This is a genomic window from Tenericutes bacterium MZ-XQ (genome assembly GCA_002838205.1).
Taxonomy (GTDB): domain Bacteria; phylum Bacillota_I; class Bacilli_A; order Acholeplasmatales; family Acholeplasmataceae; genus Mariniplasma.
This window is the reverse complement of sequence record CP017950.1, coordinates 612,204-634,996: the sequence shown is the minus strand read 5'-3', so window position 1 is coordinate 634,996 and position 22,793 is coordinate 612,204. Positions and strand designations below refer to the sequence as shown.

General features: G+C 31.4%; 17 protein-coding genes and 4 other annotated features. All 17 genes read left to right on the top strand.

Features of this window, described 5'->3' with window-relative positions; all coding sequences use genetic code 11:
• The 17 genes from BK011_03165 to BK011_03085 all read left to right on the top strand — a co-directional run bounded on the left by BK011_03165 (position 1) and on the right by BK011_03085 (position 22,792).
• Positions 1-1,008: a hypothetical protein gene (locus BK011_03165; GenBank protein AUD64725.1), complete on the top strand. Its 1,008-nt coding sequence runs from the start codon at positions 1-3 to the stop codon at positions 1,006-1,008.
• A gap of 61 nt (positions 1,009-1,069) precedes the next feature.
• Entirely contained in the window at positions 1,070-1,759 is a 690-nt protein-coding gene (locus tag BK011_03160) for a hypothetical protein (protein ID AUD64724.1), read from the top strand.
• A 20-nt stretch (positions 1,760-1,779) separates the two neighbouring features.
• Positions 1,780-3,336, top strand: a complete 1,557-nt coding sequence (locus tag BK011_03155; protein ID AUD64723.1) for a hypothetical protein — start codon at positions 1,780-1,782, stop codon at positions 3,334-3,336.
• 18 nt (positions 3,337-3,354) lie between these two features.
• The gene (locus tag BK011_03150; protein ID AUD64722.1) at positions 3,355-4,110 is read left to right on the top strand and encodes a hypothetical protein; all 756 of its coding nucleotides are present in this window, start codon (positions 3,355-3,357) and stop codon (positions 4,108-4,110) included.
• Entirely contained in the window at positions 4,107-4,739 is a 633-nt protein-coding gene (locus BK011_03145) for a hypothetical protein (GenBank protein AUD64721.1), read from the top strand. The genes BK011_03150 and BK011_03145 overlap by 4 nt, the downstream gene beginning before the upstream one ends.
• Positions 4,736-5,392 (top strand): hypothetical protein, encoded by a 657-nt coding sequence (locus BK011_03140; GenBank protein ID AUD64720.1) that lies wholly within the window; start codon positions 4,736-4,738, stop codon positions 5,390-5,392. Before BK011_03145 ends, BK011_03140 begins: the two co-directional genes overlap by 4 nt.
• Before the next feature lie 9 nt (positions 5,393-5,401).
• Positions 5,402-12,376, top strand: a complete 6,975-nt coding sequence (locus BK011_03135; GenBank protein AUD64719.1) for a hypothetical protein — start codon at positions 5,402-5,404, stop codon at positions 12,374-12,376.
• Between the two features lie 114 nt (positions 12,377-12,490).
• Positions 12,491-12,565: a binding site (cyclic di-GMP riboswitch class I), on the top strand.
• A gap of 49 nt (positions 12,566-12,614) precedes the next feature.
• Positions 12,615-12,690, top strand: a binding site (cyclic di-GMP riboswitch class I).
• Between the two features lie 49 nt (positions 12,691-12,739).
• Positions 12,740-12,814, top strand: a binding site (cyclic di-GMP riboswitch class I).
• Between the two features lie 50 nt (positions 12,815-12,864).
• Positions 12,865-13,578, top strand: coding sequence for a hypothetical protein (locus BK011_03130; GenBank protein ID AUD64718.1), 714 nt, complete (start codon positions 12,865-12,867; stop codon positions 13,576-13,578).
• A gap of 10 nt (positions 13,579-13,588) precedes the next feature.
• A complete protein-coding gene (locus BK011_03125; GenBank protein ID AUD64717.1) occupies positions 13,589-14,566 on the top strand; it encodes a hypothetical protein in 978 nt (325 codons plus the stop codon).
• A 58-nt stretch (positions 14,567-14,624) separates the two neighbouring features.
• On the top strand, positions 14,625-15,581 hold the full coding sequence (locus BK011_03120) for a hypothetical protein (GenBank protein AUD64716.1): 957 nt from the start codon (positions 14,625-14,627) through the stop codon (positions 15,579-15,581).
• A 146-nt stretch (positions 15,582-15,727) separates the two neighbouring features.
• On the top strand, positions 15,728-16,444 hold the full coding sequence (locus tag BK011_03115; GenBank protein AUD64715.1) for a signal peptidase I: 717 nt from the start codon (positions 15,728-15,730) through the stop codon (positions 16,442-16,444).
• A gap of 26 nt (positions 16,445-16,470) precedes the next feature.
• Entirely contained in the window at positions 16,471-18,012 is a 1,542-nt protein-coding gene (locus BK011_03110; GenBank protein ID AUD64714.1) for a hypothetical protein, read from the top strand.
• A 9-nt stretch (positions 18,013-18,021) separates the two neighbouring features.
• Complete coding sequence (locus BK011_03105; protein AUD64713.1) at positions 18,022-19,887, top strand: hypothetical protein; 1,866 nt, start codon at positions 18,022-18,024, stop codon at positions 19,885-19,887.
• Between the two features lie 13 nt (positions 19,888-19,900).
• Positions 19,901-20,653 carry a hypothetical protein gene (locus BK011_03100; protein AUD64712.1) on the top strand — a complete coding sequence of 251 codons (753 nt, stop codon included), beginning with the start codon at positions 19,901-19,903 and terminating at the stop codon, positions 20,651-20,653.
• Positions 20,654-20,663: 10 nt separating this feature from the next.
• Positions 20,664-21,317, top strand: a complete 654-nt coding sequence (locus tag BK011_03095) for a signal peptidase I (protein AUD64711.1) — start codon at positions 20,664-20,666, stop codon at positions 21,315-21,317.
• A 6-nt stretch (positions 21,318-21,323) separates the two neighbouring features.
• Positions 21,324-21,399: a binding site (cyclic di-GMP riboswitch class I), on the top strand.
• 50 nt (positions 21,400-21,449) lie between these two features.
• Positions 21,450-22,109 carry a hypothetical protein gene (locus BK011_03090; GenBank protein ID AUD64710.1) on the top strand — a complete coding sequence of 220 codons (660 nt, stop codon included), beginning with the start codon at positions 21,450-21,452 and terminating at the stop codon, positions 22,107-22,109.
• Positions 22,106-22,792 carry a hypothetical protein gene (locus tag BK011_03085; GenBank protein ID AUD64709.1) on the top strand — a complete coding sequence of 229 codons (687 nt, stop codon included), beginning with the start codon at positions 22,106-22,108 and terminating at the stop codon, positions 22,790-22,792. The genes BK011_03090 and BK011_03085 overlap by 4 nt, the downstream gene beginning before the upstream one ends.
• Position 22,793 lies beyond the last annotated feature (1 nt).

Genomic DNA, 22,793 nt, shown 5'->3' with positions numbered 1-22,793 from the left:
ATGAGAAAAATTTCTAGAAGATTATTATTATCTACACTTACTGTTGTGTTAACAGTGATTGCGCTTGGAACAACAACATTTGCATGGTTTACAATTACCAATACAGCTAGAATTAGTTCATTTGAGACACAAGTTGCCGCTGAAGAAGGGATTGAAGTTGCAATTGGTATCATTGATGAAAGTTTATTAGATGCTGAAGAAACTAAATTCAAAGTTAACTCACCAGCTCATTTAAACTGGGTTACAACATTAACTGCTGCTGATATTGAAGAATATATTCAAGCACATGTTGAAACAGGTTTTAGATTTGAACATTTAACATCAAGTGATGGTAGAACATTTAAGACATTTACTTCAGATGCAGTTGGAAGCACTGTTCAAACAGGGTTTGTAAAATTACCAATTCATTTTAGATCAGGTGATGTTTATACAATTAACTGGTCAGCTGTAACACTTGCTGGTAGTAGCCCACTGCCTACATGGGTGTCAGATGTAGATTCATTTGTGAATGTTAATGGTGTAACTGTTTTACGTGGTGATACAATTTCAGTTGATCCATCGAATTCCATTAGAATTAGTTTTGATGATGGTACTACTGCAACAGTTTATGAAAAACCATATGCTGTAGGTTCAAACCTTGTACTAGGCACAGGTGGTGACCTTGGTGTTGCAGTTGACCCTGATAATGATCCAGGAACCGATAATAGTTATATCCCTCAAAATGTTGGTGCACATAGCTATTACTATGCTAAAACAAGTCTGTATCCAGATGGCATCAATGCTGTAAACACTGTGACTACAACAACTGATTTATTAGCACCAGATCCACTAAATGGTACAACTGTTCTAACACTTGCTCCTGGTCAATCTGCTGTTGCCGGTATGGAATATTATGCCGAAGCTACAATTTATATTTGGATTGAAGGTTGGGATCCTAATGCATTTAACGCAATTTTAGATGAATATGTTAACATTTCATTTACATTCAAAGGCGTAGTTATAGAGTGATTTCTATTTGAGGATAGATGAGGTTGCCTCATCTATCCCTCCTTATTTGGAGGGAGTATATATGGGTAAACTTAAAACAAGTTTAAAAATTGCAATGAATATAAGTTTTTACTTAATTATTATTGGACTCATTTTATTTGCAGTAGCAAATACAAAGATTAAAAAAGAAAATAACGTCGCAAACATTTTTGGGTATGGTTTTTTATCTGTACAATCAAACTCTATGTTTGGTGATTTTGATGATTCATTTGAAAAAGGAGACATGATTTTTGTCAAACTATTAGATGAAAATGAACGTGAAAATTTACTTGTTGGCGATATTATCACATATTATGATATGAGTATTAGAGCTTTTAATACACATAGAATTGTAGAAATTAATGTAGAAGAAAACTACTTGGTTACTCAGGCTGACTATAATCAAGTTTCTGAATCAACAAATACTGCGCCTGATCAACCAATTGCACTTGATCAAGCAATTGCGATATATGATGGACATATCGCAAATTTAGGAACCACTCTAGATTATGTTCAATCACCTAGTGGATTCGCAGTTGTAGTGATTTTACCTGTTGTGATTATCTTATTTTATGAAGCATTTAAACTATTTAAAAATATTATGGCTCTAAATAAAGAGAAACTAGAATTAAAGTATAAAGAAGATTTAGATAAAACTCATGAATTGTTAGAAATAGAAAAACAAAAGATGAGAGAAGCACTGATCAAGGAACTTAGACAAAAAGAAGAATAAATTTAAAGTTGGAGATTAATATGGTTGAATTTGCTCGTTATTATATCAACTTCATCAGAAAGTTCTTTCAAGACATTGGCAATTTCTTTAGCACTATTGTAAAAGCATTTGCCGATTTACTTTTTAAGAACACTCAAGAAAACTACGAAATCTTCATTGAAGCTAGTGAAAGCTATACTGCACTAGATTGGATTATTGGATTTATCGTCATTTTAATGAACCTGATATTTATCGGGTTTTTACTGATGAAATTATTTCAACTCTTAGGTAAATATATTCGATTTGTTAAAACAGAAATCGAAAAAGCTGAGCTTATCCAAGAAGTTGCAGTCTTAAGTAAACGAACAAAAGAGATCATTGAAGAGAAAAATAGAATCTTAGCATTACAAGTTGCAAATTTAGGTAAAACACCTCAAGAAATTGAGAATGAAATTCAAGATCAAGGTGTTAAAGATCTTATAGAAGAACCTGAAAAAGAAGAAGATGAAGGTATTAACTCTAGATTTGTGAAACTCACAAAAGTAGATATGAAATATAATTATCAAAAAGAAAAACTGTTTATGACTGAAGATGATTATATATCACTTGAAGAAATGACCACAAGATTTATTAATTTCTCAGCCTCACAATTAGGACTTTATTACAATAGAAAGATTATTTCTGCATTCTTTGCAGGTATGGCTGCATCAAAAACTATGATTTTAGAAGGTATTTCTGGTACTGGGAAAACTTCACTTCCTTATGCAATGGGTAAATTTTTTAGTAATGATGCGCATATCATCGCAGTTCAACCTTCATGGAGAGATCGTGCAGAAATGTTAGGATACTTAAATGAGTTTACAAAGAAGTTTAATGAAACAGACTTTTTAAAAGCAATCTATGAAACGACATATAGAGAAGATATCAATATCGTTGTACTAGATGAAATGAACTTAGCACGCGTCGAATACTATTTTGCAGAATTATTATCACTTCTTGAAATGCCTGATCCAAAAAAATGGTTGGTTGATATCACCAATGATACAATTGATGGCGATCCAATGAACTTAATTGATGGAAAGATATTGCTTCCTCAAAATGTTTGGTTTATTGGTACAGCCAATAAAGATGATTCAACATTTATTATTACAGATAAAGTTTATGATAGAGCAACTCCAATTGAAATCAACACAAAATCAAGTTTTATCGATGCACCAAAAACAGATGGTGTACGTATGAGTTCTGACTACTTAAACAAACTTTATAAACAAGCACAAGAAGATCATCCGATACGTGTTGAAACATTAGCAAAACTCGAAAAACTAGATGATTTCATCACTGTGAACTTTAAAGTGACTTTTGGTAATCGTATCATGAAGCAAATTAGAACATTTGTTCCAGTATATGTTGCATGTGGCGGTACAGAGTATGAAGCTTTAGATTATATGGTCGCAAGAAAGATTTTTAGAAAATTTGAAGGATTAAACTTACCATTTTTACAAAACGAGATTGCTGATTTAGAAAAAATCATCATTAAATTATTTGGTAAAGATCAGTTTGTGGAATGTCAAACATTCTTAAAAGAGTTAAAGATGTAAATCAAAGTAGGTGAAGTCATGAGAACAACTCAAATGAATATGCTAAAATCTATAGGATTTTTAATGCTATCTGTTTTCATGCTAGCTGTAGTGACATACGCTTGGTTTACAATAACTTATGAGAATAATACGAGTTTAACATCTAAGATATCAGGTGTTGAAGCCGAATATACATTTTATGTATATCAAAATCAATATCACTCAGGATCAAGTGCTTTAAATTTATATGACAATACTTGCACAGTACTCAGTCGTAGTGATTTATGCTATGAAGAAGTCACAAATCCAATTACACCAAAACTTATCGATGGAAGCGTCGCTCCTGGAGAAAGATTTTCATTTGCAATAGCAATCAATTCTATTGGTACAAATCAAGGATATGTTGATTTAGATATGGGTCGCATAGAATCTATTGGTTACGATATTGAAGCCAATAAAATTCAAAAAGCTTTTGGTTATGAAGTGACTAAAATTAGTCATTACCAAAACCAAGTTGAATCGGTAGATCATAAATCACTCTATCAATATCAAACATTTAGACATTTTGAAACAACTGAAGGACTTTATTATGATTTAGTTACTGATGTACCAATGATTTATGATATAAATTATCCATCAACGGTTATTATATACTTTGACGTTTATTATGATCCTACAATCTTTGGACAGGATTTAGATGGAACACCACACACCAATAGTCATGCATTTATTAATCAATCGATTATCATCAATGATATATACATGAATGTAACTTCCACAGCGAGTACACCATGAAAAAATACGTATTAGCTATGGTCGTATTCATGTTACTTTTATCGATGACGATGACTTTAGTTTATGGTTGGTTTACATATGTCCAAAGAAAATCAATTTCAACGTTTACATCAAATGATATTGATGTAATAGTATATTTAAACGAAAACTTAGCTGTTGAAACGATGGATTTATCTAATTTAGCATTTGTAGATTTTGAAGATGATATCTTGAATGACACTAATAAAGCATTAAATAATGTTGCGGAAGTCATGCATTTTGAAATGATTTTATCGGGGAGTTCACCTGTTTCTAAAAGTTTGATTACTTTAGATATTTATGACGGTTCCCATCCATTGATTTATCTTATTATGACAGATGACACAATTGTTGATTATCATAGTTATTTATTAACAGTAATAAATCCATTGGATACGAAAACAAATATTTTAGCGCAAATAGACGCACATAACGATTCACAAATGAATTTTTTAAGTTCACATATCATGCTTCCTGGAGAAACACAACATTTTAAAGTTGTGATTTGGGGAGACTATGATGCTTTAAGTGAGCCAAAAGATATAAAAAATTATCAAACAACGATGGCAGTTCAGTTTAGAATTGTCAATGCGTATGGTGATGTATCATGAGAAAAAACTATGTCATAATGATATTATTAATGATTGTAATGTTAGTCATAACATCATTAAGCTATTCATATTACATCAATGAAAAAGACTATAATTTAAATATAGACACTGATATTTATCAAGTTCATACAGAACTATCTTTTAATGGTGTTTTACATGATTACTTGAGTCCATATTATGATATTGAAAAGCATGCATTTATCATTAACTTGTACGATGATCAAGCAAACAACTATATTGGTAATTTATCTTTAGATTTAGTGTTTGAAGTGCCTATTGCATCGAAAATGAGATTTAAACTCAATGAATCTTATAAACTTACTAGATTTTATAATAATCAAGAACAAACAATTATCACTGAGATTATTTATCAAGAAAACATCAATGAAACCTATCATCCGTTTTCGTTATTAAAAAAAGGAAGTTATACAGACTTGTTAAGTCATAGCGATTATTATATGTATGCACTAGAAACATTTATGCCGGGACATCTATATAAGCTTAATATTATATCAGGTGGTATGGAGTATCCTACAAAAAATAATAGTTTATATTTTGAAACATGTTATTTGTATATGGATTATCGATTCGAGTTTGTTCAAGCTAACCGTTTTTCTCAAGTTTGGCAAGTGGATCCTTTGTTACTTAGTTAGGTGATTTTAATGAAATTTATGAATATGAAAAAAATAATCATCCTGTTTATCATGTTCGCAATGTTTCTAGCTTTAGGAACTTTTTTTCATATTGACAAAATTCAAGCGAATACATATTTAGATAATGATCCATGGTATGGAACTGATTTGGACTTTACAGAAATCAATCCATCATTCATTACATATGAAAGTAAGTATGTACCTTTTGAAACTATCATCAACAATCCTTTATTAGCTGATGAGGCTAAAGTATATGTGATAGAATCAGCATATGATCTTTATATGTTTTCAACTTTAAATAATGGTGTTGATTATGATATATATAGAAGACTTAGTTATGTCTTGGGTAATGATATCGATTATTATGATGTTGTTATAACAGATAGTTCTAAAACATTTGAACCTGTTGGATTTAGATATCCATTTTTAGGGACTTTTGATGGACAAGGTTTTGAAATTACCAATTTATATTTAGATACAATCTATGATTCCCTCACATACGAAGAGAAATATTTAGGATTGATCTATTTTTCCATGTTTTCTCATGTTGGAAGTAGTGGTGTAATTAAGAATTTAGGATTAATCAATCCGCTCATTATCCAACCAATTGAATGGGGAGCTATGCGCTATGTATCACCTTTAATTGGATTAAATGAAGGACATATACATCATGTTTACTATATTGATTTTAGAGATCATCAAGCAGGATTACATGCGGAAGGTGCATTTCAAATTTCAGGACTTGTTTCAAATAATCAAGGAACTGTTGAAGAAGCATTTGTTGCTAGTCCCCACATCAAGAGTTTAGCAGTTTTAGAAAACGAATCAGATGCTGCTGTAGTTGGTGAAAACTCTGGATATTTATATCATGTTTACTATGATCAAGAATTATTGCAAGATCAACAGACATCAAGGACTTATGGTATTGGACTTAATACTAATGATTTTCAAAATGATTTACTTTTTGACCAAGCATGGTATTTTAATTATGATTATGAAGGATTAACAGATAATCTTGATTTAAAACAACAATATCATTTGGATCAAACGTATCCGAATCTTCAAGGATTAAAAGTTAACAATCAAGTATTGGAAATTAATGATGCAATCGATTTGGTCTATATGAACGAACTTTTATCTAAAAGCAATTTATTTCGTTCAACCACCTATCAAGTTGTTCATGATATCGACATGAATCAAGTATCATATAATGCTTATAGACAAGCATCATTAGGCTTTAATGGTGTTTTAACATCAAGTCTACAGGATGAAACTTCAAGATTATATGAAAGAGATCCTTTACAAGGCGGAAATATTTCATATCATACAATCATTGGATTAGAAATTACAAATGCATCCTATGTAGGAAATCAAGCTATTTATGGCTTGTTTAGTGTTTTATTTGGTTGTGTTGAACATTTGAATTTCATCGATACCAAAGTTGTAACATCAGATATCGATGAAACATATGAAAGAGATTATCTAAGTGTGGGCATCATTGCTGGACAAACCAATTTAGGTGTTATATATGATGTTCATATCAGCGGTGAGATTCATCTTGAATCTACCACAGAAGCGATTGGAAATATATCATTAGGCATGTTTGTTGGTCAAGGAAGCGGAAGGCTTGAAAGTATTTCTTCTGAAGGTAGTATATATTTAAATGAACAAACATTTCAAACAAAATTAGATGAAAGTTCAATCGGTGGTATCATTGGTAAAGCTGACGAGACTTATATTATAGAAAGCATCGATAACACGTATAAAGAAGGTTTGTCATATATCAATCCATTTGAAGGAACGACATTTATTGGTGGTATGATCGGTTCTGGATCAGTAGAACAGTTAGATCATTTAATATCTAAAGGACATATCAATCTAACACATGCGTTTCATCAAAATATTTTATATGTAGGTGGTGTTTTTGGTAAGATCAGTTTATTAGAATCAAATATCTCAAGTCTATATCATACAGGAGTTATTGATGTTTTAGTCAACCAAAGCTTAACCATTCGTATGAATGGTATAGGACATGTGATATCTAATGATGTTAGTCATATGTTAACCAGCATCACAAATCATGGAGAACTTAATTTGATTTCTGACCCATTTTTATCATTAACTGAATTAAATCTCATGGATATTAGAGGTTCTTTTGGTTTAACTGTTGATGGAAGTGCAACTATTTATGGTCTTTATCAAACCAAAGATCAACTCATTGATCTATCATTGATAGATAGTTTTAGCGGTGTATTAACGCACATTTCAGATGAAGTGCTTCATGCAACAAAACTATATCAAAAAGGGAATTTTATCTTCCAATCAAGTAATGATTTAACACAAGACCACATTCAGATATCAGGTTTACTCCTAGGGTCACATTATCATCTTGATCATATAAGACAAGAAGGTTATATTGACATTAATGTTTATCATCAAAGTCAAAGATTTGATCAAGGTATTTTAGAGGTTTCTGGGATATTTGAAACTTTAAGTGATGGATATCAAGCAAGAAATATTTATCAAGGTGGACATATATCTATTGAAAAAGATGTTTTATTAGAAGTCAACTATGATGTTAAAGTAAGTGCTATAGGGATAAGACACTTAAATACTTCATTTTTTGCAGATAAACACATAGATGAGATGTCGATTGAAATCACTGATCAGATTGGTTCTATAGATACCTTTTTAAACAAAGGGAATGTTTATGTTTCTGGTCACTTTGATGGTAATGTAACAGCAACTGGAATCATGCTTTATAATTACGGGTTAATAACTCGAGTTATAAATTTGGGTGATGTCGAAATATTTAATGATGTTTTGACTTTAGACGATAAAGTTCAAGCTTCTGGTATTGTACATCAAATGATTGGCTCTTATGCACAAATAAAAGATTCAGCAAATCATGGTAGTATCAAAGCTGTTTCTAACACATCTTTAGGATATGCACATGCGAGTGGATTGGTGCTAAGAAATGATCAATTAGAAGATGGTGCTGATGTAAGCAATGGAAATCTACATAAACATCAAAAAATACTATTTAGTATTAATTATGGTGACATTTATGCTTTTAATAACTCTGATGAATCAAGCTATACAGTAAGCAATGAAACACGGGCTAAAGCATCAGGTTTTTTGGCTTTAGGTGTCTTATCAACAATCAACAATGCTAATTTTGGAAATGTATTTTCAAATCATTTGGCAAGTGCAATGATTGGCTTTTTATATCTCAATAAATTTGGAACTTTAGGGTATGATGAAGTATTCATCTCTAATCAAATGAATTATGGTAGAGTTAGAGAAATCACAGGATATAACAGTGTTGATCAATTGTTTAACATAGATATGAATCAAGCACCTCAAAACGTATCATATCATGCTTATGGCGCTATTGTTGGTAAAATCCATACAGGTACAAGTTCGTGGTCTTTTGCTGGAGATGTAGAGTATCCATTGGATAGAATTTACTTTGGATACTTATTAAACTTTGATGAAAAAATCGATATGTTTGATCGCGCTCCAACTTTATCAAGTACATGGTCTGATGTATATGGTGGAGATACTGAAGCTGCTAATGATGTAATTTTAGAAATGCAAAAATACATGGCGACAACAAATCCTGATGATCAATCAGCACCACCGTTTAACGAGTTTTATGCTGGTGGTTTTATTGGTCAATATTTAGGTAAGCAGATTTCATATTATGATTTAACAGATACTGAAACCGGTATGTTTTATGAAGACTTCGCATTTAGAAATCAACGACCAGCATACAAAGGTACAGATCAATACATTTTGGATTATATTCAGTATATTCCTAGAGAAAAGATAAATGATTATATGGTAGATAGATTAGAAGCAAATACCATCAATGAATATCCTGGTATGTATGCATTATCCAGTAGCAAAGGTATTGGGAATGGTATTTTCATTCCTGATAATTTTGAACTAGAAGGGTTACACGAGTATCATCAAGCATCACCTGATGGAGATCTAACTTATCTAGGAGATCCACATATTCCAGAATCTATTAGTCATGATTTATACACATCAATGAGACAAATCAAAGTTGATTTTGCTACAACCATTTATGATTTGGAAATCAAGCAAATTAATGGTAACGGTGAGATTATTGAACAAGGTGTTACATTAAAAAATCCTGTTATTGATCAAGAAAGAGCACTCATCACATATTATCTGCCTTCAAATGCAACTATTTTAGGTGATCAAACACCTACAATTATGAATGTTAATAGCTATGTTGAAGTATCACCACATATGACTGGCGCTAGAAAAGTGCTCGATCTTATTGGAAGTGGTGATCCAACATATACTTGGTTAGGCACACATAAAAAAGTAGATAATCAAATGGTTGAAATCGGACCTTATAAAGAAACAGGTGTATATAATCTAACATCAAACTTAGTATTTACTGACTCTACATCAAGAAGTAATCCATTATATAATTACTCAGGTGAAATATATGATACTATTGGTTCAACAAACCATATATTTACGCACAATCCACATATTTTAGAAGTTATTTGGATTTGGAATTACTGGTATACTGATGGCTATCAAGTGACTCCAAGTGCTGTTCAAAACCCAGGATATGCGCCTTATGAAGCTTACATGCAAAGTGGATATCCAACATTATACAAGTACGTTGGCCCATCAACTGAAGCAATTACTTATGTAGCTTCTGATAATATATCTGGAGTTTATGTCTATGAGCCATCTGATGTGAGGTTTATTGCAAATACGCAAGAAGGAACATATCAAATATCTGAATCAGCAAGTTTTGAATACTTAGGAACATCTCTTTTAGAGCCTATTAGTATTCCTAGAAGTTATGGTGTTTATGATCTAATGTCATATGAAGGGCAATATATAGACAGTGTAGAGGATCATTATGGCATGATCAGAGTTTATTCAAGCGCTTATAATTCAACAGATCCTTCAACATATAAGGATTATGATATTCGTGTTATAAGGACAGCCGATGAGTCTATTACAAATGTCTTAAGTTTATCTGTTAATGGCATGGATGCATTAAACCCTAGTGATAGTACACAAGAACTTACATCATTACTTAATTTAAATGGCACAAATGAAAATATTTTAGAAGTATCTTATGAGACGTATAACATCGCTGATTTATACGATATCATTCAACATGTAGAAGTATATAACTTTGATAACCAAGTTAAAATTCATTCATCATATTATCGATTAGATCAAGGAAGTGTAAGTACAGCATCAACCTTTGATAATTTGAATGGCTCATGGGGGCATGGTTCGTTTAGTATTAGTTTTACACCTCTTGAGCATTTTCCAAGTGGTAATTATGTACTAAAAACAACACTTTTAAGTGGTTCAGTTTATAATGTTCACTTTACTAAAGATGTCAGTAGTGAAAAAAGTGTATTAAACATGGTTTATCAGGGTGAATCAATGACTCCAACTGATAGTATTTATACATCATCTATTCCATATGGTATTTTTTATGATGCATCAGATGCACATACGAACATGGTTAATTTTACTAATCTATCAAGCTTTAAAGATGTGAGTTATGATATGATTAATGAATCTATACCTTCTTACTTAGAATCAATGACTATCTCATATTTTGCTTCTATTAGAAGTATAAGCTTGGATATTACTAAACTTATAGATAACAGATATCAATATGATATTATCTATACAATAGAAGCAGAAGATCAATCTACATCTGTGTTTACACATCGATTAATTGAAACTAGTATAGCATCAACACCAACTGATTTATATAAAAATGGTGGTCAAACAGAATCTTTACAATCCGTAGATGTTAAATATGAGGAAGCACCAAATATACGTATGGTCTACGATTTAGATCAGTTCTATATTTCTCATATTGATTTATTAGATGTTACACACACGTTTACACCATTAAATATGGCCGAAATTGCAGCACTTAATCAAGATTATTTTATCTCTAAAATTGAGGACGTCGGTTATGAAATTAACTTAAACAAAAATACTCCAAAAGGCAGCTACGAGTTTCAAATGCTATATGCAAATGAAATCACTCTTTGGGGTGAAACATTAACATGGGCATTTTCATTTGATTTGTTGTACATTAACAAACTTAGAAATAATGAATCAAAAGTTGAAGATATTTTGTTTGTTTCAGATACAATATTCTCGGGATTTAATACAATTGTTGATTATACATATATTGATACTGTAAGTTATGAAGGATACATGAATGATCCAAGTACAAGAAATATTAATGTATTACCTACCACTGGAGTTGTGTATAATGATTATGACGATTATCAGATCTATTATGTGATTGGACAAGTTCAAAAAACAAATTTGTCTTCGTATGAACCAGTTTTTTATATCAGTGATTACGCAAGAATCAGAAGAGTTATAGATCAAACACACATACATTATGATTATCAATCAGAAGATTTAACAGCTGATTTTGCACCTATGGGAGACACATTTAATTATGTTCAATATCGAGTTTATGCTGAAGATTATGATCAAAATCATATGAACTATACAGATTATTATGTTGCTGTACAAGATGTTACTAATAACATTCGTTTTGAAGTTACTATTGATAATCAGACTGGAGATTTGATAGAGGATATCTATTTTTCTATTGATATATGTCAAAGCGAAACAGAATGTGATGATACAACAACACTTTATCAAATGGGTGCCTTTGCATTATATAATGATTTGAGTGATTCATATGAACTTAATCTATTTCAAACAACTATGCATGGGACTTATATGATATATGTTGATCTAAGCATAGGATACACATATCAGATTATATTAGAAGAGAGCCAAATTGATGGCACAAGTTTTTATCTCGAAGATTCAATATTGCCTAGAAAATACCATATAACCATTGTCATAACAACAACTTTGGATCAAAATGAGTGGGGTTATACATATGAAAATACTCCACTATCATAAAACAATACATTTTTCTTTACTAAGTAAAGAGGATTTAAATAAAAAAAATAAAGCAAAAAGTGTTGACAAAAAGATTGACTTGTAATATGATTAAGGTACATATGGGAGAAAATCCAATGTTAAAGGCAAACTTAAGGGAACTTAAGGACGCAAAGCTAAAGGGCCTAGCACAGGTAGCCAGTTGTCATTAGAGATAATGATGCTGGCTTTTTATATTTTTAAAAGTAGATTAAAATTAATGTTATAAAGGCAAACCTAGGGAAACCTAGCGACGCAAAACTAAAGGGCCTGTTAAATGGTAGCCAGTTGTCATTAGAGATAATGATGCTGGCTTTTTGCTTTCCCAAAATGAATAAAAAAATAATGTTATAAAGGCAAACTTAAGGAAACTTAAGGACGCAAAGCTATAGGGCCTGAAAATGGTAGCCAGTTGTCATTAGAGATAATGATGCTGGCTTTTTGCATCTTATAAGAACAGGGGTGATGACATGCGACTTTCTACGATATTACAAGTGAAGAGAAGAAAACTAAGAAATCGAATATTCACCTTAGGGGTTATTGCAACTGGGATTATGAGTATCGCATTCGCTGTGATCACATTCTATGGTCAACAATCAGGAAACTTCGTTATGTCAATAGATTATGATGCATACAATAGAGGAATTATCTTATCTAGTGATGAAGATTTTACAAATCCGTCTCCAAGACTAATGACTGATCCTATTGAAGATGCAAGAGATATGACTTATAGTTGGCTAAAATTAGACGAGGTACAAAATACTGACGGTAACTTTGTTGATCCTGATTATGATTATGTAGCCTATACATTCTATTTAAGAAATGATGGTTTAGAAACAGTGGATATCACTTATCACATTAGAATGACTGAAATCCATAATGGTTTAGATGAAGCTATAAGAATTCTAGTTATAGAAGATGGTGTAGAAAACATGTATCAAAAACTAGATAAGTTAGAAGCAGGAGAAGAACCCCCTTATTATCCAAGTGTTATGCCAAAAACAAAACTATTCGTGAGTGATTCAATAGTTGCTAGAGAAAATTTTGTTAAGTTTGAACCAGGACAGATTAAAAAATTCAGTGTGATTATGTGGTTAGAAGGATATGATCCGGACACAACAGATGAAGTTTTAGGTGGAAGAATTAAACTTCAAATGAACTTTGCGATCGATGGATTGAACTAAGGTGAATCTCATGAGTATAAAAAAGGTATATATATCAATACTCACACTCATCTTAATGTTTGTCACATTTGGTACAGTAACATTTGCTTGGATAAGCTTATCAACAATCAATAATATCGAAGGATTGTCACTTGCTGCATCTGGTGGAGACGAATTACAAATTTCACTTGATGGCGTAAATTATAATTCGCAATTAACAGCTGAACAGCTTTATGAGATGTTTGAAAACATTAGATTAGTTGATGTAACTTCTACAGATGGGATTTATTTTGAAACTGGTGGCTTAAGAGATAAAGAAGAAGCAGTTCCAAATGAACATTATCTTACATTCGATTTATGGTTTCAAACATCAGTTAGAGAAAATCATGTTTATCTTGTAAATGATGTATCAAATCAAGTTGCATATGATACTTCAGCTGTAGGAACATTTGTTATCTCACATGGAGTTATGTGGACAGCAAAATATGATTTCTGGTATGGACCTGAAGAATCTGATATGATTTATAAAGGCGAAGAAGATAGATATTATGCAAGTGATAGTGTAAGAATTTCAATCTTAGAACTTAAAGATGAAACGAATGAAAATGACTTGAGAAATGAAGACGATTTAAAAAAATTCTTATTTGATCCTAGTGGTGATGAACTTAGAGGTTATGGAGTTCCATATGGACAATACAGTTATTTCATCGCTAGAACAAGGTATTTTATAGGACTTCCTAATGATATACAGGAAGTGAGTTACAGACTTACAGAAATTGATCCAAATAATCCTTATCAAGCATTAGATGATGAATCACTAATTGCAGTTTTACAAGAAACTGGTGAAATAACAGAATCTGGCAAGACTATTTACCGAGGAAAAGTTAGAATTAGTATTTGGATTGAAGGTTGGGATGCGGATGCATTTGATGCAGTTGAAAATGATAGACTAAAAATACAACTGCAGTTTAAAGCACTCATACCACCGCATGAACAAGGGTTAACTTAACGAAAGTTAATTAAAATATAAAAGAGAAAATAGAAAAAAATTTAAGGAGACTAGAAAAATGACAAAATTAACAAGAAAATTATTATTATCGATTATTACGGTCGTTCTTACAGTGGTAGCACTTGGAACAACGACATTTGCGTGGTTTACACTAACTAATACATCAGTTGTACAACCATTTGAAGCTGAAATCGTAGCTGACTCAGGGATTGAATTAGCAATAGGCAGTCACAATACAGGACTTACTAATCCGACCTCTTTAGAATGGGTTACAACTCTAACAACAGAAGCTATTCAAGATTATATCGAGGCAAACTATGGTACTTCTCCAATCTTTAATCATGTGACTACTCCAAATGGAATTGATTTCTACACTTTAGGTGCAACAGCAATTACAGGTACATCAAGTGGTTATTTAGAAATCCCATTAAACTTTAGATCAGATACTGCACAAACAATTGAATGGACATCCGTTTCTATGACTTCAGATTCATTGCCATGGACAGCAGATGTAAGTTTTATTGATGCATCAGGAACAGCTAGAACAGCTGGTGATATTTTTGATATTGATGCTTCAAATGCTATGAGAATCGCAATGCTTGAAGTTTACGGTACTGGAGATCATGTAGTTGCTTATGAAAAACCTTCATCAACTGCTAATGTTGTTTTAGGAACTGGTGGAGATTTAAGAGGTACTGAACTGGATCCAGATGCTACACCAGCAAGTGGTGATGAGTACTATCCAGGTGCTAATGGTGCAATGAATTATTACTATGAAAAAAATAACATGCTTCCATTTGATGCTGATGCTGTAACGACAATATCAACTGTAACAAGTATCGCTGGTGTAACTGTTATTACTATGGAAGATGTATCAGGATCTACAACTGATTATCAAGCAGATTATTTTGGTCAAGTTATGATTAGAATTTGGTTAGAAGGTTGGGATGCAAATGCATACAACTCAATTCTATCCAGAATGATTACTACAGAATTTGTATTTACAGGTGTTTAATATTTAATAAATATTAAGGTTTTTATAAAAGAAAATTAGCTTTCTAGTCTGGTAAGTGCGTTTAATTGCTAAATGCACTTACCAATCCTCTTGGATTATGCTAGAATAGACAGTGAAGGATAACAATTAAAAAGGGAGTAATTTAAATGGAAAACAAAAAGAAATCAACACCTAAGAAAGTATTATCAATTACGCTTAATTCATTGTTTTATATGATCATTGTCGTATTGCTAATCTTTTCACTTGCTAACATTAAAGTTAAGAAAGAAAATAATATTGCTAATATTTTTGGCGTAGGATTCTTATCTGTTCAATCAAACTCGATGTTTGGTGATCAAGCCGATTCATTTGAACAAGGTGACATGATTTTTGTGAAAATGTTAGATGAAGAATCTGTTATGGAATTAGAAGTGGGAGATATTGTTACTTATTTTGATATGACTATCAAAGAGTTTAATACCCACAGGATTGTTGAAATTAACGCTGAAGAAGAATATTTAATCACTCAAGCTGATTATAATCCAGTTTCAGAAAACACAAATACTCAACCCGATCAACCGATAAATTTCGATCAAGCTATTGCTACCTATTCAACAAAAGTATCAGGATTAGGTAACACTTTAGATTATTTACAATCTCCAACTGGATTTGCACTTTTTATCATATTACCAGTTGTGTTTATTCTTGCATTTGAAGGTGTTGTTCTTGGAAGAAATATTATCTCACTAAATCGTGCAAAAATGGAAGATAAATATGCACAAGAAAAAGAAGATACAAAGAAACTTTTAGAAGCCGAAAAAGAAAAGCTTCGTGAAGAATTACTAGCAGAGTTAAAGAAGGAAAACGAAAAACAATCTAAATAAATAGCTAGAAAGATCAAGGAGCGCATATGGTAGAGTTTGCTCGTTACTATATCAACTTCATTAGAGAGCTTTTTGCAAATATCGGTGAATTTTTTAGAAATCTTTTTGAAGTGTTTGCCGATTTATTTTTTCATGATGTTGTTGAATATTTTCAAAAGTTCATACTTTCAAGTACACAATATACATTGCTCGACTGGGTAATGGCTTTTGTTGTTTTGATAATTAATTTAGCCTTCATTGTATTTCTTGGACTTAAACTTTATCAATGGATATCTAGATATGTTAGGTTTGTTGGAAAAGAAATGGAGAAAGATGAACTTCTTGAAGAAATATCTTTCTTAAACGAAAAAACAGTTGAGTTAATTGAAGAAAAGAATAAGATTTTAGCTCTAAAGGTTTCAAACTTAGGTCTTTCCCCTGAGGAACAAAGAAAAGCAGAGAAAGACTTACTCGAAAATGAAGAAGAATCTGCAAAAGGCCCATCTAGGTTTACAAAACTTATTGCGATTGATAAAGAATATGAAAATCGCATGACACAAATCAGAATGAAAGAAGAAGACATGATTTCTTTAAGAGATTTGGTCACTAGATTTATCAACTTTTCAGCTTCAAAACTTGGTTTGTTTTACAACAGAAAGATTATCTCAGCATTCTTTGCAGGATTTGCATCTTCTAAAACAATGATTCTTGAAGGGATTTCTGGTACCGGGAAAACATCACTTCCTTATGCAATGGGTAAATTTTTTGGGAATGATTCCAAAATCATTGCTGTTCAACCTTCTTGGAGAGATCGAGCTGAAATGATTGGTTACTTAAATGAGTTTACTAAAAAATTTAATGAAACAGAATTTTTAGAAGCTATTTACGAAACAACTTATAGAGAAGATATATGTATCATTGTATTAGATGAAATGAACTTAGCACGTGTCGAGTATTATTTTGCGGGGTTATTATCACTACTCGAAATGCCAGATGCTGATCAATGGTTAATCGATATTGTACCTAGCTCAGAACCGGCAGACCCAAAGCATATTCACAAGGGTAAAATATTACTTCCACAAAATGTATGGTTTGTTGGAACAGCAAATAAGGATGATTCAACTTTTACCATTACAGACAAGGTTTATGATAGAGCAACCCCAATTGAAATCAATACAAAATCAGACTTTATTGATGCTCCACCGACAGATGGCATCACAATGTCTAATGATTACTTGCAAGAAATGTTTAGACAAGCAAATAAGGATCATCCGTTAAGCTTAAAGGCTATCCAAAATTTGGAAAAACTAGATAAATATATTACTGAGAACTTGAAAGTTACCTTTGGTAATCGTATCATGAAACAAATTAGAGCATTTGTTCCTGTATATGTTGCGTGTGGTGGCTCTGAAATTGAAGCCTTAGATTATATTGTAGCTAGAAAGATCTTTAGAAAGTTTGAAAGCTTAAACTTACCGTTCTTACAAACTGAAATTAGTGAATTGTCTACTTTATTGGATAGATTATTTGGTAAGAATGGATTTGTTGAATGTCAAGCATATTTAACCACAATTAAGAAATCATATTAGGAGTCCAAAATGAAAAAACTTAAAGACTTAAGAAATTTTCATCAAGAACTAAATTCAGTTTATCATGATTTGGAAATGGATTTTCCTTTTCCGAATGACTTCTATCAAGCCTTTTTATCCGGTGAAAATGAAATGTATCAAAAAAGTATTACAGAAATTAAGACATTTCATGAAGATTGGATACAGACCATTGAATCATTTTTTCCAAGTCTGAACAAAATCATTAAGGATCCTAAATCGGGATTAAGATATGAACAAGAAGTAGTAGCAATCGAAAAAGCTAAAAAAACAAATAGTGATTCAGTTAGACACTTAGCTGCCAATACACATCTAATAAAAGAGATGCGTGGTGGTGATGTTATTCCTAAAAGAATACTAACAACACAAGCAGAGATTGAATATGCAATCTATGAGAATAGATTTATCAAAACATTAGTTGATCGATTATTTGATTTTGTTAATAGAAGACATGATTTAGTTAAGAAAAATGTGGATTCATTTAATAAGAAACATTTTGATCTTAGATCGAAATTTCAAATTCAAGATTCAGAAGTTGATATGCATGTGAACTTCCAAGTAAAAGAAGATCTTGCAGATGAAAATATTAACAAAATGAATAATGAACTGTTAGGCAGAATTCACAACTTGTTAAAATTAATTAATGGCTTGAAACTAACACCATTTATTCAAGATTTGAAAAATGCAACACCTGTAAAACCTCCAATTATGCAAACATCAATATTGCTTAAAAATATTGATTATAAAAACTGTTATACATTATGGCTTTATTTAGATAAATATCATACATTAGATTTTGATCTAGATGTCAAAGAGCAAAACCTGACATTTGACCGATTCTATACAAAAAACATTTATCAATTAGCCTTACAAACATTTACTACTGTGTATGCAAATCAAAAAGCATTAGAAGATCATTATCAATACTTAGATATTCAAGAATATCAAAAAAGAAGTCCTAAAATTCTTAAAAAAAGAATGGAAGAACTTGTTGAATCAGATCCATCAATGGATGTTGAAGATGTTGCAATTAATCAATACTACTTAGAGCAGCAAAAAAAGCAATTTAAAAAATCGCTTGATCAAAATATAGAAGAGTCATCAAGTTTTGAGATTGCATTAAAAAGAGCGCTAAGAGAAACCATTGAAATCTCAAATGCACTTTACAAGTCATACTTTGATTTAGAAGATACAATGGATGATGATTATATCTTTAAACTACTAGTCAAAGAGGATAAAGAAGAAGAACTCCTAAATTTAAAAGAAAAACTAAGAGTTTCAAGAATTATTAGAGAGGTTAAAGAAGTAGATTATAACAACTCTATTCGTCTTGAAAAAAGATTGATGAAAGATATCGATCAATTAGATAAAGAATTTATAAAAGAAAACAAGCGTAAGATTAAAGAGGATGCCAAGAGAGCTGGTATAGAAGAAAAGATTAAGTTAGAAAGACAAAATTTGAAGAAGAATCAACAAGAACTTTCTAAATATTTAAAATTTGTTTCTGATACAAAACAAACACTAACATCCGAACATCAAGCTATTACGCAAAAAATAAATGAAACAAGAAAGCAAATCAAAGCTGAAGAAAAACGACTCCTTGATGAAGAAAAGAAAAAAGCACAACTTATATATAATCAGGAGTTGAAGAAGATTAGAGATAAACAAAAAGCAGAACGTAAACGCATGGAAGAAAAACTCAAGAAGCAAAGAAAGCTTGAAGAAGAAAGACTTAAAAAGCAACAAGAAAGAATAATCAAGCAATCAGAAGAAAGACTAAAAAAACAAAGAGAAAAGCTTGCGCATGAAACATTTAAGAAGATTGAACAAGCGATTAAGGAAGAAGAAATAAAATAAGGGATGTGAAGCTATGAGACAATCAAAATCTACATATAGACGCTTAATCATTGTTTCATCAATGTATATTGTTTTAGCTTTATCTATCCTATCGGTTTCGGTTTACGCCTGGTTTACTCTTACCAATATTAATAGAGCAAATCTTGTATCACAAGTTTCTGGTGTGGAAGCTGAATATCAGTTTTATATTTATCAAAATATGATGCATGAAGGTAGTCAAGATTTAAGTATAATAGATAATGTGTGTTCTGTAAGTGGTGAAGACTTGTGTTATGAATATATTCCAAATCCTACTTATCCACATTTGATTGATGGAAAAGTTGCTCCTGGCGAAAGATTCTCATTTGCTATAAAAATTATTAGTGTTGGATCTACAAATGGTAGGCTTCAATTAGACCTTGGAGGTCTTCAGTCTATAGGATATGATATAGAGGCTAATAAAATCCAATCAGCTTTCGAGTATGAAGTCACTAAAATCAGCTACATCGAAAACGATGTAGAAACAGCAGATCAAAAGGACAACGGTATCATTAATTATTATAATCAAGCATTTAATGTTGTAAATGATTCAATATATCCTTTGGTATCAAATGTACCATTAGGGGTGGAAAATCATTCGAATTCAATTATTGTAGTTTATTTTGATTTATATTTTAATCCAACAATATATGGCGAAGATGCATTTGGTACACCATATACAAACAGTAACATATTCATGGATCAAATTTTCAGAGTCAATCACATTTATATGACAGTATCAACATAGGGGAGCATATATGAAAAAAACACTTACAGGTATATTTTCTGGATTAGCCATTTTAATATTTATTCTATCCATCGGATTAATGATTTCGGGAACGATAGCATTAAGGAGAAATGAACCTGTATTTGTTTTTGGTAGAGCTGTAGCTGTTGTACCTACAGATTCAATGGTAGGAAATGAGCCTGATTCCCTGGATGTCAATGATATGGTTATCATTAGAAAAGCAACCATAGATGAAGTTGAAATTGGTGATGTTATTGTTTTTCAAGGTGTAAATGGTTCAGGAAATCCTATCTTAGTTATCCATAGGGTTGTTGATATTCAAGATGAAGGTATTATCACAAAAGGAGATAATAATTCATCAATTGATCAACCAAGTTATCAAGATTATGTGTCAAATGATAATTTTCAAGGCATTTTCCAGACAAAAATTACATTCTTAAAACCACTATCTCAAATGATGTCATCATCTAAGAGTCTTATTTTTGGGGGATTAGCAATTGTACTAACGATTATGCTCATTTCAGAAGTTATTCATCTCGTTAGAACATATCAAGATGAAAAAAATGAAGCCATAAAGAAGAAACATGAAGAGGAAATTGAAGCTTTAAAAGAGAAGCAAAAACAAGAAATCATAGAAGAGATATTAAGAGATAATCAAAAGTAAATCACTATAAAAATTTGGCAAAACTAGGGTGACCTAGTGACGCAAAGCTATAGGGCCTAGATATAGGTAGCCAGTTGCATCTATAAGAATTTATAGATCGACTGGCTTTTATGCTTTTCAAAGGAGGTAAACATGAAAAAAATATATGTATCAATGATTGTTATTTTACTCATAGTATCGACAATTATATCTATTTCATATGCTTGGTTCACATACGTTGAACGAAAAAGTTTAGCCTCTTTTGAAGCAGGTGAACTCTCTATTGATCTAAAAGCGAATGATTTAATGTTTGATTTTGACATTACACTACAAGATATAGTTTTTATTGATTATGAAAACGATCTAATCTTAGATAAATATGATACATTTAATCATTTGGCATCATCAGTAAAAATAGATATTCTTTCAAATGAAGACTCACCACTATCAAGACATTTAATAACTATAGATGAGTCTATATTAGATGATGGCCTCTTATATGTCATCATTTATGAAGGTGTTAATTTAGATGACACTTATACACTCATATCTGATTATCATACATATATTGCAAATGTTATTGCTGGGTACTCAGATAAAGCATCACAACTTCAAGCAATTAGTGATCATAATGCACTGATGATCGAAACTATGCACGATACTGTGATGAAACCATTAGATCAAATGACATTCCAAATTGTATTTTGGGGAGATTATAATGAACTCCAAAATCCAGAAACATATTTAGAACAAATATTTGAGATTAACTTGTTGATAGAATCTATAAATCACCAAGGAGACTTGATACCATGATTAGAATAAGAAAACTCAGGTTCTGGATGTCGCTGACGACTTTTATCTTAATTTTCATGACATCTCTCATTGCAATATATGCATATTTTCAAATTCAAGAAGATCATGGGATTGTGATCTTATCTGGAGAGTTTGAAGTTGAACTATTAGCATCATTTGACGGTGTAATTGTGGATTTAGAAAGTGATTACTATGATCATGATAAGAAAAAAATTGTTGTGAATATGTTTGATGAGAGTGCAGATAATTTTGTAAGTAAACTAAAGATAGATGTAAAGGTTACTCCTGTCATTGCCGCAAGAATGCGGATAAAAATCAAGCAAGAAACAGAGCTTATCAGATATTATATTGATCAGAATCCAGAAAACCCAATCCCACCATTAAAAGAAGCGGTTTATCATAGTGATCAAGGATATCCATATTATCCATTTTCGCCTCTCAGATTTGATCCTAGTTTTACAATAAAACAAAACGATGATGGTTTCATGTATTATGATCAAATTATTCCAAAAAGCAATGAAACTATTATTCCAGTGATTGAGTATGGAGATCCATATACGATTAGAGTGAATAGCGTTTTATATGAAGAATGCTTTATGTACATTGATCTTGAACTCGATATAGTTCAAGCAAATAGATATTCCGAGGTATGGGAAATACCTGACACATTTTTTAACGAGTAGG

What these genes read in the sequence shown, in the direction of transcription:
- BK011_03090 (AUD64710.1), top strand. Translation starts at nt 21,450, where the DNA reads ATGAAAAAAATATATGTATCAATGATTGTTATTTTACTCATAGTATCG.
- BK011_03100 (AUD64712.1), top strand. Translation starts at nt 19,901, where the DNA reads ATGAGACAATCAAAATCTACATATAGACGCTTAATCATTGTTTCATCA.
- BK011_03160 (AUD64724.1), top strand. Translation starts at nt 1,070, where the DNA reads ATGGGTAAACTTAAAACAAGTTTAAAAATTGCAATGAATATAAGTTTT.
- BK011_03165 (AUD64725.1), top strand. Translation starts at nt 1, where the DNA reads ATGAGAAAAATTTCTAGAAGATTATTATTATCTACACTTACTGTTGTG.
- BK011_03155 (AUD64723.1), top strand. Translation starts at nt 1,780, where the DNA reads ATGGTTGAATTTGCTCGTTATTATATCAACTTCATCAGAAAGTTCTTT.
- BK011_03085 (AUD64709.1), top strand. Translation starts at nt 22,106, where the DNA reads ATGATTAGAATAAGAAAACTCAGGTTCTGGATGTCGCTGACGACTTTT.
- BK011_03140 (AUD64720.1), top strand. Translation starts at nt 4,736, where the DNA reads ATGAGAAAAAACTATGTCATAATGATATTATTAATGATTGTAATGTTA.
- BK011_03145 (AUD64721.1), top strand. Translation starts at nt 4,107, where the DNA reads ATGAAAAAATACGTATTAGCTATGGTCGTATTCATGTTACTTTTATCG.
- BK011_03095 (AUD64711.1), top strand. Translation starts at nt 20,664, where the DNA reads ATGAAAAAAACACTTACAGGTATATTTTCTGGATTAGCCATTTTAATA.
- BK011_03105 (AUD64713.1), top strand. Translation starts at nt 18,022, where the DNA reads ATGAAAAAACTTAAAGACTTAAGAAATTTTCATCAAGAACTAAATTCA.
- BK011_03150 (AUD64722.1), top strand. Translation starts at nt 3,355, where the DNA reads ATGAGAACAACTCAAATGAATATGCTAAAATCTATAGGATTTTTAATG.
- BK011_03130 (AUD64718.1), top strand. Translation starts at nt 12,865, where the DNA reads ATGCGACTTTCTACGATATTACAAGTGAAGAGAAGAAAACTAAGAAAT.
- BK011_03135 (AUD64719.1), top strand. Translation starts at nt 5,402, where the DNA reads ATGAAATTTATGAATATGAAAAAAATAATCATCCTGTTTATCATGTTC.
- BK011_03120 (AUD64716.1), top strand. Translation starts at nt 14,625, where the DNA reads ATGACAAAATTAACAAGAAAATTATTATTATCGATTATTACGGTCGTT.
- BK011_03110 (AUD64714.1), top strand. Translation starts at nt 16,471, where the DNA reads ATGGTAGAGTTTGCTCGTTACTATATCAACTTCATTAGAGAGCTTTTT.
- BK011_03125 (AUD64717.1), top strand. Translation starts at nt 13,589, where the DNA reads ATGAGTATAAAAAAGGTATATATATCAATACTCACACTCATCTTAATG.
- BK011_03115 (AUD64715.1), top strand. Translation starts at nt 15,728, where the DNA reads ATGGAAAACAAAAAGAAATCAACACCTAAGAAAGTATTATCAATTACG.